Genomic DNA, 16,206 nt, shown 5'->3' with positions numbered 1-16,206 from the left:
CGTCACCGCTCAGCGTGTACCCGCGACCGCCAGCAACACGAACGCAACAGCCAACAGGGCCACCCGCAGCCAATGCAGCCGGTCCCACCGATGCGCCAGTTCCCGAACCGGCGTCTCCTCGAGACCGGCTCCCATCGACGCCGCGACGCGATTGTTGATGGGCACCAGTGTGGTCAGCGACAAGACCATGGTCACACCCATCACCGCGACCGCGGCAATCGCCAGCGGGGACCGCCCGAGCCACGCGACACCGACCAGCAGGGCCGCCGCGGCGAAGTACCAGAACGGCATGACGGTGCCGAGGATCCGACCGCCGGTGGCACGGGCCTGTCGATACGCGTCGTCAGGCAACCGCTCCACGATGGGATTGGTGAACACGGCGACCCCGAACTCGACGCCGACGAGAGTTCCAATACCGAGCACAGCGAGGATTTGCACGATCTGTTCCATGACATCTACCCTCGTCATTAAGCTGACAAAAAACAAGGTACTGACAAATTAGTCAGTACAAATCCACAAGGAGACGAGCCGTGGCGGTCTCGAAGAAGGAGATCGGCGAGTGCCCGATCGACACCACACTCTCCATCGTCGACGGCCGCTGGAAAGGCACCATTCTGTGGCGCTTGTTCGACGGGCCGATGCGCACCGCCGAACTTCGGCGCAGCATCCCCGAAATCACCGAGCGCATGCTGATCCGGCACCTGCATGACCTCGTCGAGGCCGGGATCATCGATCGCCACGACGCGGGCACCGTGCCGCCGTGCGTGCACTATTCGATCTCCGAGTACGGCATGACGCTGGCGCCGGTGCTGCAGGTCCTGTGCGACTGGGGACGCACCCACATGCAACTTCAGATGCAGAAGCCTCAGGCCCGCAGGAGGGCGGCTGCACCAACCAGCCCGGCGTCGCCGCCCAGTTCGGCGGGTACGACGCGCAACGTACGCAGAAACGCCAGCCCGGCATAGCACGCAAGCGCGTCGCGGATCGGTGCGAACAGCAGGTCCCCGGACTTGGCTACCCCGCCGCCGATCACGACCAAGTCGAGGTCGCACACCGCGCCCACCGACGCGATCATCGCCGCAATCGCAGTGGCACCACGCCGAAAAGCCTTGAGCGCAAGCGGCTCCCCCGCGGACGCCGCGGCAGCCAGAGCCCCGGCGTCGGCCCCCTCCGGCGCAGCCCAGCCCTGGTCGCGCGCCCACTGCACCAGGTGCGGACCGGAGGCGATCGTCTCCACACACCCATGCCCACCGCACGCACACAGCGCCCCGCCGTCCGGCGCGACGATGACATGCCCGACGTGCCCGGCATTTCCGGTGCGGCCGGCATACGGCGCGCCGTCGAATACCAGCCCGCCGCCGACCCCGGTCGACACCACCATGCCGAGCATGAACCGGGCGCCCCGGCCGGCACCTCGCCAATGCTCCCCCAACGCCAGGCACAACCCGTCGCCGCCGAGTCGCACCGGCAACCGCGACACCGACTCGACGCGTTCGACGATCGGAAAACGATGCCACTGCGTGATATTGATGGGGCTGACGGTTCCGCTCGGCAGGTCCACCGGCCCGGCCGATCCGATGCCGACACCACGCACTGCCCCGTCGGCCAGGCGCAGCGTGTCAACAAGCAAAGTCTCGACGACGCCCCAGATCGTCTCGGCGTTCCCGTCCGGGGTCGGCGCGGTGGCGTGGTGCACCAGGACGCCATCGGAGTCGACGAGACCTGCGGCGACCTTGGTTCCGCCGATGTCCAGGGCAACGGTGAGGGCGCCCATCGCTAATGCTGGTGGGTATTGTCTGGCTGCCGCGGATCCCCCGGATGCTCATACCCGGGCGCAAGCTCGACCAGTTCGGCATACCGCACGTCGAGCCACAACCGGAAAGCACGTCGGCGGGCTGCGGCCAGCAGGTGCTCGGCGATCCGGTCGCGCACCTGCTCGAACGCCGGCGGCACCGGCTTGGCACGCCAGCCCTGTTGCTGGACTTCAGGTTTCGCCGTGAAGCGCAACGGGTTGCGGGCGTAGTATGCGGCGATATCCTCGTCGCCCACCTCCACGGCCCAGGTGACCTCGGTGAACATCGCCCGTGCCAGTGGCGTGGCCAGCACCGCGGCCGCCACACTGCCAATCTCCAGGCGCGCGGCCGTATCCGGCAGCAGCTCGTCCTCTGTGTCAGCCCCGGCGAGGTCCGGGTGGCGGGCAGCAGCCTCGACCGCCAGCACCCGTTCCGCCACCACCAGCTGCGTCAGCCAGCGGCGCAGCTGCCTGCCCTCGCTGGTGCCGGGACGCGGCAGCGCCGATGCGAAGTTCCCTGCCCGCACCATCGCCTCCCGTTCGTCGATCTCGCTGACCAGCACCGGCTTTCCAGCGACCACCGCAGCCAAACTCATTGGCACCGCTTGACTCTTCGCGCAAGCGCTCATCGCACCACCACCCGAACGGCCGGGGTGTACAACAGCCGCCCGGCACAGCCGACCCTGATCAGCACCCACCATTCCCCTGGGTCGATCCATTCGGGCGGCGCCACGTCGAAACCGATCTGCGCCGTCCCACCGGCCGGGAGTTCAAACCCGACGGCCGCCGGGCCCATCCAGTCCCAGGTGCCCCACGGGCTGATCAAGTGCGCCTCGGCACTCAAGCCGGCCCGGGCATCGGTACCCAGCTCAACCAAAAGCTGGTTGCTGTCACCGGCTTTGACCTCTATCGGCTGTAGTTCGGAGCACAGTTTGAGCACCTGCCCGCCCGGTTCACCGACAGTCACGACGCAGACGTCCTCGACCACCTGGCGCCAGGACGGCGGCAGCGCGGCCGAGTCGGCTCCGGTGACCACGAGTTCCGCGCGGATCGGATACAGCCCCGGTACGACGCCGGCCGGCATGCCCAGTGCCACCTCCGTTTCCAGATGTTCGCCGGGCGGGAGCACGAACGGGAGTTCGGCCGGATCCGCTGTCCACCCCGGCGGAACGATCACCCGGACCCGGCCGTGCAGCGGCGCATCGGTGCAGTCACTGGCCGCCGTCAGGCGTAGCATCACCGGTGAATCCGATGTCACGGTAAGGCTTCCCGGGTGCAGATGCGCCACGGCGGGTAGGCCACCCAGCGGTGCCGGGCCTCGATTGTGCAGCCAGTACCGAGCGTAGAGCGGTTGAACCGCTTCGGCCTCCGGCGCCAATGCGCGATGCTCCGCACGCAGCACCCGGGGTAGGTTCAGCCGGGTTGACACCGTCGCGATCTCAAAACCACTCAGCTCCAGCCGGTCTCGCGGATCCTGCTGCACGCGGGATGCCTCGAGCAGATTGAGGCGCGTCAGAGCTACAGAGCGCAACCCGGATCGGATCGACACATCGGTTGCCTTACCCCAGATTTCGACCAGGCGAGCCGTGATGCCGCCGGACGGGTCCGCGGGCCGCACACTGCCGGAGGCCAACGGATTGCCGGCGGCCTTGAGCGCACCGAGTTGCACCTGTCCGGCCGGCTCGATCTCCAACAGAGAACCCCACGACGGCAGGCCACCGGCCGGGCTGCGCCCAGCCGGTACCGCCCGCAACGGCCGGTTGAATTCCGCCCCGCGCGCGGCGACGCCGGCCTCACGCCAGTCACCGTCGCCGGCGACCAGGGCGTAGTCGAAAGTATGTGTCCAGTGCTGTAATTGGAAATTGGAACCGTCGGGTGCAGTCCTGCGCGGCGGATCGATCCACGTGCCCGAGGGCCAGCCGGTGCAGGACCGCATGAGCGAGGTGTGCAGGGTGCCATCCGGCTCGACGGCGAACCCTGGCACACCTCGGTTGAGCACTGCCACAGTGCGCTGCTCGAACGCTTCGGCTTCGGTCGGCACATGCTGGTCCACGACGATCTCGGCGTCGGCGAGGTCGTCGACCACCGCCGTGAGGTCGCCAGCCAGGATCAGCACCGGCAAGGCCCGCGGCGCGCGCAGGTCGGCGTCGGGAACCCACTGGTCGACCAGTGGCGCCGTCGCGGGCACCCACACCCTGGCCGATCCGGTGGCGTCGAGCTGACGTTTGAGTTCGTCACTATAGGCGACATCGGTTTCGGCGAGAACCGCTGCGGTGAAGGAGTTTTCACTGGGTCCACCAAGAGCGAGCCGGGTATCGGGCAGGTTGGAATCCACGGCCAGGTTGCCGTAGCGAGGTTTGTCGGCGCTGCTGCAGGTGGCGGTCACCCCGGCGCGGACGAGTGCGACCATCAACTCTCGCGAATCGGGTGCGTCCGAGGAAGCGATGAGGTCTGGCGCGACCACTTCGGCCACCGACACCGCACGCACCGCGTCCCCGACCTTGATACGCACCGCCGAGGACAAGCCGAACCAGCCGTAGGCAGGGTTGTCCAGGGTCCACGGATACTGTGCTGTGTCGACTGCGGTCTGTTCGTGATAGTGCAGCAGACCGAAGCCGCGCCCGATGACCGCGTCGCCGACTTCACTGACCGGCAGCGCACCGGGCACCGGGCACGGCCAACGCAGTCGCAACAGTTTGTCGGCTCCGGCGAAGTCATCGATCGTGGTGCGGCAGTCGACTCGATCCAGGCCGCGCCACAGGGTGATCGTCTGGGTATACCGGAGCAACCCGTCAATACGGCCGCGCACGGTCAGCCGCTGCCCCAATGCGCTTCGGTGGCAGAGGACTTCGTCGGCCGCACCGCTGGACGAGCAAACAACGGGTCCCTTGGGCAGCAGGTGCCACGGCCCCTCGCCGGCTTGCGGGTGGGCCGGGTATTCGTCATACACCGCCAGTTCGTTGCCCACCGCTCCTTCGGCGAGCAGTTCGCGGCCGGCCCGGATCAGTGAAACCACCCCGCCGCCTCGAGTCGGGTCGACCGTCAGTCGATAGCGATCGTTCTCGATGATGTTCCCCACCACCGGTTCCCACCCCTGCACCGAGCCGTCGGCGAACCGGTAGGCGCGCCAGCCCAGCGAAGGCACATCGCGGGCCAAAAAGCTCACGGTCCTGCCGCCGTGTTCGACCAGAACGGGTACCTCGGAGCCGTCGGTGTCGAGCAGCACACCACCCAACGGCACGTCGAGATGCACGGTGACCAGATCTGTACGCTTGTGCGCCAACGGGTTCCACACCACCAGGGATCCGTACACTGCCTCGGAGAGCAGCGCCAGCGCATTGTCTCGGGCGACGCGCCCCAGCTCCCACGCGTCACGCCATCCGGTCAGCAGATCGAGGTAGACCTGATCGGACTCCGATCCGGTGATGGCGTCGTGGTGCGCGCCGTAAGCCAGTTGCACCCACGCTTTGGCAAGCGCCGCCTGCGGGTAGTCCGCGCCCCCGAGCAGGCTCGCGAACACCGCGAAACGTTCGGCATCGAGCACGGCGTCCTCGGCGGCCCGGTTGGCCTGTTTGGTGTCGATGTAGGAGACGTCCTTGCCGGTGTAGATCGGGTTCATGTCCCGGGTCTGCGGGGAGGGTTCGACGCCTCGGGAGTCGAGTTCGGCTCGTACCGCGGCGAAGAACTCGCTGGGCAGTGCGCACACGAACTTCGGCCAGACGTAGCGGGCGTTCCAGTCGCGGTGGATCTGGGTGACCCATTTGTTGGGCGGGGTGTAGTCGGTGCCGACCGGCAGCAGCACGTTGCGGGTCAGGGCGACGCGCTTGAGTTTGGTGAACAGCCGGTAGGTGGACTCTTCGGCGGCGGCCAGCGTGGCCGCGGAATCCATCCACCAGCCAGCCGAATAGTGCGCCGGCATGTAGTGGGTCAGCAGCCCGCGACCCGACGGGGCGATCCACTCGAATTCGCTGGCGAACTGCATGCGTTCTGGGTCGCCGTCGTTTTGCATCGGACCCCACTGGTGATGCGGTCCACGGGCCCACGAACTGGATGTCAGGCCCGCGTCGGCTGCCATGCCGGGAAACTGCGGATCGTGTCCGAACACGTCGAGCTGCCATGCCGTCGCGGGGTTGGCGCCGAGCACGTCACGCTGAAAGCCCATACCCGCCACGAAGTTCCGGATGGCGGTCTCCGGACTGGTGAGGTTGGTGTTCGGTTCGTTGTAGGTGCCGCCCATGATTTCGACGCGCCCCTCGGCGATGAACCGGCGCAGATCGGCCCGGTCTTCGGGGTGGGCATCCCAGTAGGGCTTGAGATAGTCCACCTCGGCCAGCACGAACTTGTATTCCGGTTCGCGGCGGGCCATTTCCAGATGCGCGTGAACCAGGCCGAAGCCGTTGGTCTGGCGACACTGGCCGGGTGGTTCTTCGGTCCACACGCTGGTGTAGGCGGCCTGGGTGTTCCACCACACCGGGTCGTAGTGAAAGTGGCTGATCATGTACATCGTCCAGCCCGGTTCGGCAACGGTGAACTCGAACACCAGTCCGTCGACCACGGCGGCTCGAGTCTCCCCGGGGATCGGGTCGCGCACGGTCACCGGCACCTCGACCACACCGTCACCCGGGCCCGCGACGGCGTGCCCAGACAGGCCGTCTCCGACCACTCGGATGGTCGTCGGAGCGGTGCATCCCGTGTAGGTCACTCGGGCCAGCTGCACCGGTAGATCCGAAGAACTGACGAACAATTCCGTGGACTCCGCGGCGATGACGCGCATGCAGCGACCTTACGTTCGTACAGTGCTCCGGGACAGGCGTTCGGCCATTGCCCGCACGACCGCCAGCTGTGAACGCGGCCGCGCCGGCGACGCTGCCGCCGGCGGCCAGGCGCAAGCAGACGGCATGGAGAGAGCCTGCCGCGCTCTTGGGACAGAAACTGTCGTCGATAGGTGCGAAGGTTGCTTTATGCAGAGAAACCCGCTGGCCGATCAGTTGGACTACCACTGGATCCACCAACTACGCCCCCGGTTGGACGGTCTAACCGATGACGAGTACTTCTGGCAGCCGGTCCCCGACTGCTGGACGGTCCATCCCGACGGCGCCATCGACTTCAGCTATCCCCCGCCTCGGCCCGAACCGTTCACAACCATTGCGTGGCGGCTGGCGCACGTCATCGTCGGCGTGTTCGCCATGCGTAACTACTCGCACTTCGGCGGCCCGGCCGCCGACTACCAGTCCTGGCCGTACGCCACCGACGCGGCCACCGCGCTGACCCAACTCGACGCTGCATATCGAGTCTGGATCGACGGCGTGCGATCGCTGAGCCAGGACGACCTGAATAAGCCGGTCGGACCGGCCGAAGGGCAATGGGCCGACTATTCGATGACCGAGCTGATTCTGCACATCAACCGGGAGGCCATCCATCACGGCGCTGAAATCGCCTGCATCCGAGACCTTTACGTACATTCACACCGCAGCCAGGAGAACTGACCATGCCCGGATTGCCCGCAGTCGCCGCCGACGAGCGTCAGAGCCTGATCGAGTTCCTGCGGCACAACCAGAACGCATTCGTGGCGGTGTGCCACGGACTCACCGACGAGCAGGCCCGCTGCACTCCATCGGTGAGCGCGCTGTCGGTGGGCGGCCTGATCAAGCATGTCACCGCGGTGCAACGCAGTTGGTCGGATCGCGTCAGGTCAGCACCGGATTTCCCCGCGCCGGACCCACGGCCGACCGCCGAGATCATGGCCGAATACGCCGACCAGCATGTGATGCGCGAGGACGAAACCCTCGATGGTCTGGTCTCCGCGCTGACGGCGGAAAACGCCGCCACCCTGCAAGCCTTCGCCGAGGCCGACCTGAACACACCCGTCCCGATTCCTCAGGACGTACCGTGGTTCCCCAAGGACATCGAACACTGGTCGCCGCGCTGGGTGGCCATGCATCTGCTGGAGGAGCTCTCCCGGCATGCCGGACACGCCGACATCATCCGCGAATCCATCGACGGAGCAACGATGTACGAGTTGATGGCCGCCGCAGAGGAATGGCCTGAGACCGAGTGGATCAAGCGGTGGCGGCCCGACCTACCCACCACCAAGGTCGAGCACAGCTTCGCCCGACATGGCGAAATACACTGAGCCCCCGGCTGATCGCCAGGGGCTCGGTGTCGGGGCGGCACAGGTCAGCTGCGGTAATCACCGCGGAACGAGTTGTCCCAATGATGCCACGGCCAGAAGCCACGGAAGCCCCAGTCGCGGTGCCCGCGATAGTCGTCCGAATCGTGCCGGTAGTCCATCGAGTAGCTGCCGTGCGACTGATCCGACGAGCCGGTATCCGCGTTGGCACCTGCAGCCAATCCCAGTGCGGCACCGCCCAGGATGCTCGCGGCGGCGACCGGAGCCACCACGAAGCGGGCGACGACACGGGACTTGTTATTGGTGGCGACCATCTGAGTTCTCCTGTATGAGTAGATATTTGGAAGTTCGTGACGTTGTCACACCAACGAAACTACGGGCCCACCCTCGCGGTGTCTCGGTTGTGCGCACACCTCGCGTTCGATACGATTTCTGGAGATTCGCGCATTCTTCTCACCATTGACATTCCGTCTAAAATCGATGTATCCCTTCCTGATTCGATCGGGAAGGGATACATCGAGATAATGACACTTATCAAGGGTGCAGAACAGTTCCTTTCGTTTCCGGCAACGCTGCCGTACACACCAGGCTGACAAGTACGACCGCGGCCATCATGGCACCGATCGCAGGCGCGCCCCACGTGGCCAGAAGCGGCGCAGCGATGATCGTCGGCACCGCACCGCCAACCAATCCCGCCAGGTTCAGCGACAATCCGGCACCGCTGTAGCGGAACCGGGTGCCGAAGATCTCGGGAATGAAGGCCGCCATCGGTCCGTACGAGCTGGCGGCAACCGCATACGTCCCCACCATTGCCAGTGCGAACAATGCGGCATTGCCCGTGTCTATCAACGGGAGCACGACGAACGTCCACGGGACCCCGAAAGCCAACGCCGCCATGATGACGCGGCGGCGACCGAACGTATCGCTCAACGCGGCGCTCAGGGCGTTGAACACCACCACGACGACTCCGCCCAGCAGACCGACCTGCAATATCAGCTCGGGTGAAAAGCCCACGTGCGTATGGGCGTAACTCATCAAATAGGCGTTGGCCAGGTATCCCAGCGCGAAGAACCCGATCATGCTGCCCGCAGCGAGGACCACTTCTCGCCGCTGATTGCGGAACAGTGCGGTCAGCGGAGTCACTCGAGATGTGCCACGTGTCTTCTGTTCGACGAACACCGGTGTCTCCGCAACGTTCAGCCGGACGTACAGCGCGATGACGATCAATACCGCACTGAACAGGAACGGGATCCGCCACCCCCAGTCGATGAAGGCGTGGCTGGACTCGCCGATCGTCTTGTTCACCGCGAGGAACAACAGGCTGCTCATCACAAGCCCACTACCCACGCCCATCTGGGTGAACATGCCGTAGCGACCGCGGGTGGCCGGCGGTGAATACTCGGCCGACAGCAGCGCAGCACCTGCCCATTCACCGCCGACCGCGAACCCTTGAATGAGCCGCAACGTCAGCAGGATCAGCGGTGCGGCCACGCCGATCGCCGTCGTACTGGGCACCGTGCCGACGGCCAGCGTGGACAGACCCATGGTCAGCAGAGTCGCGATCAGCGTCGATTTGCGACCCAGCCGGTCGCCGAAATGCCCGAAGAACGCGGCACCCACCGACCGCGACAGAAACGCTGCAGCGAACGTCGCCATCGAAGCGACGGTCGCCATCGTGGTGCCCAGATGCGGGAAGAACACTTTCGGGAACACCAGCGCGGCGGCAGTGCCGTAGATGTAGAAGTCGTAGTACTCGATCGCCGACCCGACGAAGCTGGCCAATGCGACGCGTTTCATGGGCGTAGCGCGGGATTCGTGCAGGATCGTGGCCATGTTCGCTCCTCAGCGGGTCGTTTCGTCCGAAGCTACGAACAGTGGCCGGCGGGTGGCGCGGTTGTGCACACAAGCGGGTCTAAGCAGCGATTTCGAGGTTGTGCGCATTGCACGCGCGCCACCATCCTGTGATGTGCGACACACCCATTTTTGGCGGTACCGGCGGTTTTGAGACACTGCGGTAGTGAGCACTCCGCCGAAATCCAAACAGCGCGAGGGAGCCAAGCTGGACCGCGTGCCCCTGCCGGTCGAGGCCGCACGCGTCGGCGCGACCGGCTGGCAGATCACCCGCACGGGCGCTCGCGTCGTTACAAGCCTCCTCGGCAAGGGATCTCTGCAGGAGAAGGTCATCAAGCAGGTCCCGCAGACGTTCTCTGATCTCGGTCCGACGTATGTCAAGTTCGGCCAGATCATCGCCTCCAGCCCCGGCGCCTTCGGTGAACCGTTGAGCCGGGAGTTCCGCAGCCTGCTGGACCGGGTGCCGCCAGCGGATACCGCAGCGGTACACAAACTCCTCAAAGAGGAACTCGGCGACGACCCACAGAACCTGTTCAAGTCGTTCGACGAGAAGCCGTTCGCCTCTGCCTCGATCGCCCAGGTTCATTACGCGACGCTGCACTCCGGTGAAGAGGTGGTCGTCAAGATCCAGCGGCCTGGTATCCGTCGTCGTGTCGCGGCGGATCTACAGATCCTCAAGCGCAGCGCCCAGGTCATCGAACTCGCCAAGCTGGGCCGGCGACTGTCCGCGCAGGATGTGGTCGCCGATTTCGCCGACAACCTGGCCGAGGAGCTCGACTTCCGACTCGAGGCCCAGTCGATGGACGCGTGGGTGTCACACATGCACGCCTCGCCGCTCGGCGAGAACATCCGGGTCCCGCAGGTGTATTGGGACCTGACGAGTGCGCGGGTGCTGACGATGGAGCGCGTTGCCGGCATCCGTATCGACGACGTGGCCGCCATCCGCGAGGCCGGTTTCGACGGCACGGAGCTGGTGAAGGCGCTGCTGTTCAGTGTTTTCGAGGGCGGCCTCAAACATGGCCTGTTCCACGGCGACCTGCACGCCGGCAATCTGCATGTGGATCACGACGGCAAGATCGTGTTCTTCGACTTCGGCATCATGGGCCGCATCGATCCGCGCACCCGCTGGCTGCTGCGCGAGCTCGTCTACGCCCTGCTGGTCAAGAAAGACCATGCCGCCGCGGGCAAGATCGTGGTGTTGATGGGCGCGGTGGGCACGGTCAAGCCCGAGGGCGAGGCCGCCAGGGATCTGGAGGCGTTCGCGACCCCGCTGACCATGAAGTCGCTGGGCGATATGTCCTACGCGGAAATCGGCAAGCAGCTCTCGGCGCTGGCCGATGCGTATGACGTCAAGCTGCCCCGCGAGCTCGTGCTGATCGGCAAACAGTTCCTCTACGTGGAGCGGTACATGAAACTGCTGGCACCAAATTGGCAGATGATGAACGATCCGCAGCTCACCGGTTATTTCGCCAACGTCATGGTGGATATCGGCCGCGAGCACCAGTCCGTCGATGAACAAAGCGACGATGAGGTCGAGACCTAGATGGAAATTCGCAGCGGATACGCCAAAGCCGGCGATATCGACCTCTACTACGAGGACATGGGCGACCCGAACGACCCCGTGGTCTTGCTGATCATGGGCCTGGGTGCGCAATTGTTGTTGTGGCGCACCGGTTTCTGCGAGAAGCTCGTCGACCAGGGGTTGCGCGTCATCCGCTACGACAACCGAGACGTCGGGTTGTCGAGCAAGTTGTCTGGCCAACGGGTCGGCACCCCGCTGGCGTTGCGCATGGCCCGCTCGTTCCTGGGGCTGCGCAGCCCGTCGGTATACACGCTGGAGGACATTGCCGACGACGCCGCGGCCCTGCTCGATTACCTCGACATCGACGCCGCCCACATCGTCGGCGGATCGATGGGCGGGATGGTCGCTCAGGTCTTCGCGTCGCGGTACCGGGACCGGACCAAAACCCTCGCGGTGATCTTCTCCAGCAACAACAAGGCGCTCTTGCCGCCACCGGGTATCAAGCAACTGCTGTCGGTAATCACCGGTCCGCCGGCGAACTCGACACGAGATGCCATCATCGACAACGCCGTTCGGCTCGGCAAGATCAACGGCAGCCCCGCCTATCCCACACCGGACGACAAGATGCGCGCCGAGGCGGCCGAACTCTACGACCGCGCGTACTACCCCGCCGGTATCGCGCGACACTTCGCCGCGATCCTCGGTAGCGGCAGCCTGGTTCACCACGATCGGCGGATCACCGCACCGACAGTGGTGATCCACGGTCTCGCGGACCGGTTGATGCGGCCGTTCGGGGGACGTGCGGTGGCCAAGGCGATCGCGGGCGCCCGGCTGGTGTTGATCGACGGCATGGGCCACGAGCTACCTGAACCGGTGTGGGACGAGATCGTCGGCGAGCTCAAGACGAATTTCGCCTACGTCGGCTAGTGCGTGAGCCCGCAAGAAGGCCGAAATTTTCCCGGGCGAGCGTCTGCCGAACAGTGCAGATGGTCGAGGAACACTCCGCACGGCCGGGGGCAACATCGACGTAGACCCGTTCTCTTTGCAGTGCCAGGCGTGTCGCATCAACTTCGCTGCCAGCCCAGGTGCAATTAGATTTCCGCTGGCACTGGCGAGTCAATTGGCACAGCGGCGCCGACCACGCGTTTGCCAGACAGATACGTTGACAGCAGTCAAAGCTAACCGGCCTTGACCTGCTGTAGGCTGACTTCCCGCAAGCAGAAAACTATAAGCTTGGAGCATTTTCGAATATGTCTAAATTGACACCGAAATATGAAGAACTGCAGTCGATCTACGACATTTCGAACGAATTCTACGAACTGTTCCTCGGCCCGACAATGGGTTACACCTGTGGGTACTTCGAACGCGAGGACATGACCGGCGACGAGGCCCAGCTCGCCAAGTTCGACCTGTCACTGGGCAAACTCGGCCTGGAACCCGGCATGACGTTGCTCGACATCGGCTGCGGCTGGGGCGGCGGCATGGCGCGGGCCATCGAAAAGTACGACGTCAACGTCATCGGCCTGACCCTGTCCGGCGAGCAGCGCGAGTACGCCATCGACAAGCTCTCCAAGATTCCCACCGAGCGCAACGTCGAGGTTCGCCTCCAGGGCTGGGAAGAGTTCGACGAGAAGGTCGACCGCATCGTCTCGATCGGCGCATTCGAGCACTTCGGGTTCGACCGCTATCCGGCGTTCTTCAAGATGGCCTACGACGCGCTGCCCGACGACGGCCGGATGCTCCTGCACAACATCACGGGATTCGATCTTCGTGAAGGCCAGAAACTCGGCCTGCACATGACGTTCGAAGACGCCCGGTTCGCCCGGTTCATCATGACCGAGATCTTCCCCGGTGGCCGGCTGCCCTCGGTGTCGATGGAGGAAGAGAAAGCCACCGAGGCCGGGTTCAAGCTCACCCAGCTGCAGGAGATCGGGCCGCACTACGTCCGGACGCTCAAGATCTGGGCCGACGCGCTCGAGGCCCACAAGGACGAGGCCATCGCGGTCCAGGGCCAAGAGGTCTACGACCGCTACGACAAGTACCTCAACGGCTGCCAGAAGTACTTCGCCTCGGGCCACATCAGCGTGCACCAGTTCACGCTGCAAAAGTAATTTCGCGCAAGCTGTCGGATCGCGACGTCGTCGTTCGTCGGATAGGTAGAGAGTGGAACAGCAGGTTCTCACTCGCTGACACCGGGAGACGACGATGCACTACTTCGCTCTACTGATCAATCGGGAGAAGGCACTCACCCCTGAGCAGGGTGCTGCCGAGATGTCGGCGTATCTGGACTTCCACGCCAAAGCGGCAGCGTCGATTCGTGCAGGCGATGCGCTGGCCCCGGCCGCAGCTGCTGTCCGCATCTCCGGCGGTCCGGGCGGTCCTGCAGTCCAATTGTCGGCACCGCCGACGGCAATCACCGATGGCCCGTTCGCAGAAGGCGCTGAGGTGGCCGGAGGCTACTACGTGTTCGAAGCGGACAATCTCGACGAGGCCATCGCACTGGCCCGCGACATACCCGTCGCGAAGCACGGCGCGGTCGAGTTGTGGCCGATGGTCCACTGGCAGGCACCCGAGCAGCCGCTGGGCAACGATTGGCTGGCCCTGTTGCTGGAGCCGCCGGAGAACGTCCACACGCCTGGAACCGACGAGTGGAACAAGCAGGCGGCCCTGCACGTCGAACTCGCCAAGACCATCGGTGACAAAACCCTGGCCGGCGCACCGCTGCATCCTCCGTCCACTGCCACCACGGTGCAGGTCCGAGACGGCAAGGTGACCCTCACCGATGGTCCGTACGCCGAGGGCGCCGAGGTGGCCAACGGCTTCTATGTGCTGCGCGCGGCCGACCGCGATGAGGCGGTCAAGCTGGCCTCGATGATTCCGGCCTCAGCGATCGAGGTGCGCCAGTTGTCCGGCATCGCCGGCCTCTAGGCGGATGTCCGAGCTGGACGGCGTCTTCCGGCGTGAGTGGGGCCCTGCCGTTGCAGCGCTCGCACGATGGTCCGGTGATCTCACCGTCGCCGAGGACGCTGTCCAGGAGGCCTGCGCCCAGGCGCTGCGCACCTGGCCCTCCGACGGCCTTCCCGCCAATCCGGGCGCCTGGCTGACAGCAGTGGCCCGCAATCGTGCCCTCGACCGCTTCCGGCGCGAATCCGAGCGTCCCGGAAAGGAACTCGCCGCGGTGTACGAGGAGGTGACGGCGCGCGTGAACGTCACCGAGGAAGTGCACCCCGTCCACGACGACCAGCTGCGGATGATGTTCACGTGCGCGCATCCGGCCCTCGATGGCAGCTCGCAGCTGGCCCTGACCCTGCGGCTGATCTCCGGGCTCACCGTAGCCGAGATCGCCCGGGCGCTGCTGCAGTCCGAGGCCGCGATCGGCCAGCGAATCACGCGGGCCAAGAACAAGATTCGCAACGCGAACATCCCACTACGGGTACCGCCGACCGAACTCCTGCCCGAACGCACACCACACGTACTCGGCTGCATCTATTCGGTGTTCACCGAGGGCTACTGGTCCACCGCCGGGCCGTCGGCCATCCGCGACGAGTTGTGTGACGAGGGCGTTCGCCTGGCCGGCGAGCTGTGCGCGTTGCTCCCCGACAATCTGGATGCGCACGCACTGGCAGCCCTTGTGCTGCTGCATGATTCACGTCGGCACACCCGCGTGGACGACAGCGGTGCACTGGTACCGCTGGACGAACAAGACCGAAAGCGTTGGGACCGTGGCCGCATCGCCCGAGGCCTGGAACAGTTGCGGTTGGCCGAGGGTGCGGCCGGCCCGTACCTGCCGCAGGCGGTGATCGCGGCGGTGCACGCCACCGCATCAAGCTGGCAACTCACTGACTGGACGGTCATCTGCCAGGCGTACGACCGGCTGCTGGACTTCGGCGATTCACCGGTGGTGCTCGCCAATCGTGCTGTGGCGCTCGCTTTTCGCGATGGATTCGACACCGGACTGGCAGCGCTCGACGAGGTGGCCGACGATCCGCGGCTGGCACGCTCCAACGTCGTCGCCTCCATCCGGGCGGATCTGCTGCGTCGCCGCATCACCGAACTCACCTGACCGCCGAGCAGACACGAAAGTCCCCGACACACCGGGTGTGCGGGGACTTTCGTGTCTGCTCGCGCAGGAAAAACTAAGCCTCGGTGAAGTTCCGGGTCACCGCGGGGTCAACCGGGATGCCCGGGCCCGTGGTGGTCGAGACGGTCACCTTCTTGAGGTAACGACCCTTCGAGGACGACGGCTTGGCCCGCAGCACCTCGTCGAGCGCGGCACCGTAGTTCTCGGCCAGCTTGGCCTCGTCGAAGGATGCCTTGCCGATGATGAAGTGCAGGTTGGCCTGCTTGTCGACACGGAAGTTGATCTTGCCGCCCTTGATGTCCTGGACGGCCTTGGTGACGTCCGGAGTGACGGTGCCGGTCTTGGGGTTCGGCATCAGCCCGCGCGGGCCCAGCACGCGAGCGATCCGGCCGACCTTGGCCATCTGGTCCGGGGTGGCAATCGCGGCGTCGAAGTCGAGGAAGCCGCCCTGGATCTTCTCGATCAGGTCGTCGCTGCCGACCACGTCAGCACCGGCGGCGATGGCCTGCTCGGCCTTCTCGCCCACGGCGAACACCGCAACGCGCGCGGTCTTACCCGTGCCGTGTGGCAGGTTGACGGTGCCGCGGACCATCTGGTCCGCCTTGCGGGGGTCGACGCCCAGGCGGATGGCCACCTCTACGGTGGCGTCCTGCTTCTTGGACGACGTCTCCTTGGCCAGCTTCGCGGCCTCCAGCGGCGTGTAGAGCTTGTCCTTGTCGACCTTCTCGGCCGCCTCGCGATATGCCTTGCTGTTCTTGCTCATTGAATCTCCAGTTCAGAGTTCGTGGTTGGCGGGCCGAAGCGGGCCCTTCCACGTATTGCTTTTGATA

Annotated in this window: 15 protein-coding genes; 8 read left to right on the top strand and 7 right to left on the bottom strand. The window is 65.4% G+C overall.

Translation table 11 applies throughout. The features are described 5' to 3' along the window. Positions 1-9: 9 nt before the first annotated feature. Positions 10-450 carry a DUF1772 domain-containing protein gene (locus B133_RS0100235; protein WP_018598696.1) on the bottom strand — a complete coding sequence of 147 codons (441 nt, stop codon included), beginning with the start codon at positions 448-450 and terminating at the stop codon, positions 10-12. Positions 451-530: 80 nt separating this feature from the next. Here B133_RS0100235 and B133_RS23445 point away from each other — a divergent pair, with 80 nt between their 5' ends. Continuing rightward, positions 531-965, top strand: a complete 435-nt coding sequence (locus tag B133_RS23445) for a helix-turn-helix domain-containing protein (protein WP_081618146.1) — start codon at positions 531-533, stop codon at positions 963-965. Here the strand turns inward: B133_RS23445 and B133_RS0100225 are convergent. Genes B133_RS0100225 through B133_RS0100215 form a run of 3 tightly spaced genes read right to left on the bottom strand, consistent with a single transcriptional unit; the run spans position 866 to position 6,566 of the window. Beyond that, positions 866-1,774, bottom strand: coding sequence for an ROK family protein (locus B133_RS0100225; protein ID WP_018598694.1), 909 nt, complete (start codon positions 1,772-1,774; stop codon positions 866-868). The genes B133_RS23445 and B133_RS0100225 overlap by 100 nt on opposite strands. Positions 1,775-1,776: 2 nt before the next feature. Then, positions 1,777-2,388: a hypothetical protein gene (locus tag B133_RS0100220; RefSeq protein ID WP_018598693.1), complete on the bottom strand. Its 612-nt coding sequence runs from the start codon at positions 2,386-2,388 to the stop codon at positions 1,777-1,779. A 29-nt stretch (positions 2,389-2,417) separates the two neighbouring features. After that, positions 2,418-6,566, bottom strand: coding sequence for an NEW3 domain-containing protein (locus B133_RS0100215; RefSeq protein ID WP_018598692.1), 4,149 nt, complete (start codon positions 6,564-6,566; stop codon positions 2,418-2,420). Positions 6,567-6,753: 187 nt separating this feature from the next. Here B133_RS0100215 and B133_RS0100210 point away from each other — a divergent pair, with 187 nt between their 5' ends. Continuing rightward, on the top strand, positions 6,754-7,278 hold the full coding sequence (locus B133_RS0100210; RefSeq protein WP_018598691.1) for a DinB family protein: 525 nt from the start codon (positions 6,754-6,756) through the stop codon (positions 7,276-7,278). Positions 7,279-7,280: 2 nt separating this feature from the next. Then, complete coding sequence (locus B133_RS0100205; protein ID WP_018598690.1) at positions 7,281-7,925, top strand: DinB family protein; 645 nt, start codon at positions 7,281-7,283, stop codon at positions 7,923-7,925. Positions 7,926-7,969: 44 nt separating this feature from the next. Here B133_RS0100205 and B133_RS0100200 read toward each other — a convergent pair whose 3' ends face one another. Further along, positions 7,970-8,236 carry a hypothetical protein gene (locus tag B133_RS0100200; RefSeq protein ID WP_018598689.1) on the bottom strand — a complete coding sequence of 89 codons (267 nt, stop codon included), beginning with the start codon at positions 8,234-8,236 and terminating at the stop codon, positions 7,970-7,972. 220 nt (positions 8,237-8,456) lie between these two features. Beyond that, entirely contained in the window at positions 8,457-9,719 is a 1,263-nt protein-coding gene (locus tag B133_RS0100195) for an MFS transporter (protein ID WP_026255789.1), read from the bottom strand. A 220-nt stretch (positions 9,720-9,939) separates the two neighbouring features. Between B133_RS0100195 and B133_RS0100190 the strand changes: the two genes are divergently transcribed. From B133_RS0100190 to B133_RS0100170, 5 genes are all read left to right on the top strand, one after another. Continuing rightward, entirely contained in the window at positions 9,940-11,316 is a 1,377-nt protein-coding gene (locus tag B133_RS0100190; protein WP_018598687.1) for an AarF/ABC1/UbiB kinase family protein, read from the top strand. Beyond that, on the top strand, positions 11,317-12,222 hold the full coding sequence (locus B133_RS0100185) for an alpha/beta fold hydrolase (RefSeq protein WP_018598686.1): 906 nt from the start codon (positions 11,317-11,319) through the stop codon (positions 12,220-12,222). A 323-nt stretch (positions 12,223-12,545) separates the two neighbouring features. After that, positions 12,546-13,406: a cyclopropane mycolic acid synthase family methyltransferase gene (locus B133_RS0100180; RefSeq protein WP_018598685.1), complete on the top strand. Its 861-nt coding sequence runs from the start codon at positions 12,546-12,548 to the stop codon at positions 13,404-13,406. Between the two features lie 94 nt (positions 13,407-13,500). Then, positions 13,501-14,223 carry a YciI family protein gene (locus B133_RS0100175; protein ID WP_018598684.1) on the top strand — a complete coding sequence of 241 codons (723 nt, stop codon included), beginning with the start codon at positions 13,501-13,503 and terminating at the stop codon, positions 14,221-14,223. Positions 14,224-14,227: 4 nt separating this feature from the next. Next, positions 14,228-15,358, top strand: coding sequence for an RNA polymerase sigma factor (locus B133_RS0100170; RefSeq protein ID WP_018598683.1), 1,131 nt, complete (start codon positions 14,228-14,230; stop codon positions 15,356-15,358). Positions 15,359-15,431: 73 nt separating this feature from the next. Here the strand turns inward: B133_RS0100170 and rplA are convergent, their stop codons facing one another. Further along, entirely contained in the window at positions 15,432-16,139 is a 708-nt protein-coding gene (gene rplA, locus B133_RS0100165; protein WP_018598682.1) for a 50S ribosomal protein L1, read from the bottom strand. Between the last annotated feature and the right edge of the window lie 67 nt (positions 16,140-16,206).

Source organism: Mycobacterium sp. 155, from assembly GCF_000373905.1.
Taxonomy (GTDB): domain Bacteria; phylum Actinomycetota; class Actinomycetes; order Mycobacteriales; family Mycobacteriaceae; genus Mycobacterium.
The sequence above is the reverse complement of the archived record's forward strand: the minus strand, read 5'-3'. Positions and strand labels throughout refer to the sequence as shown.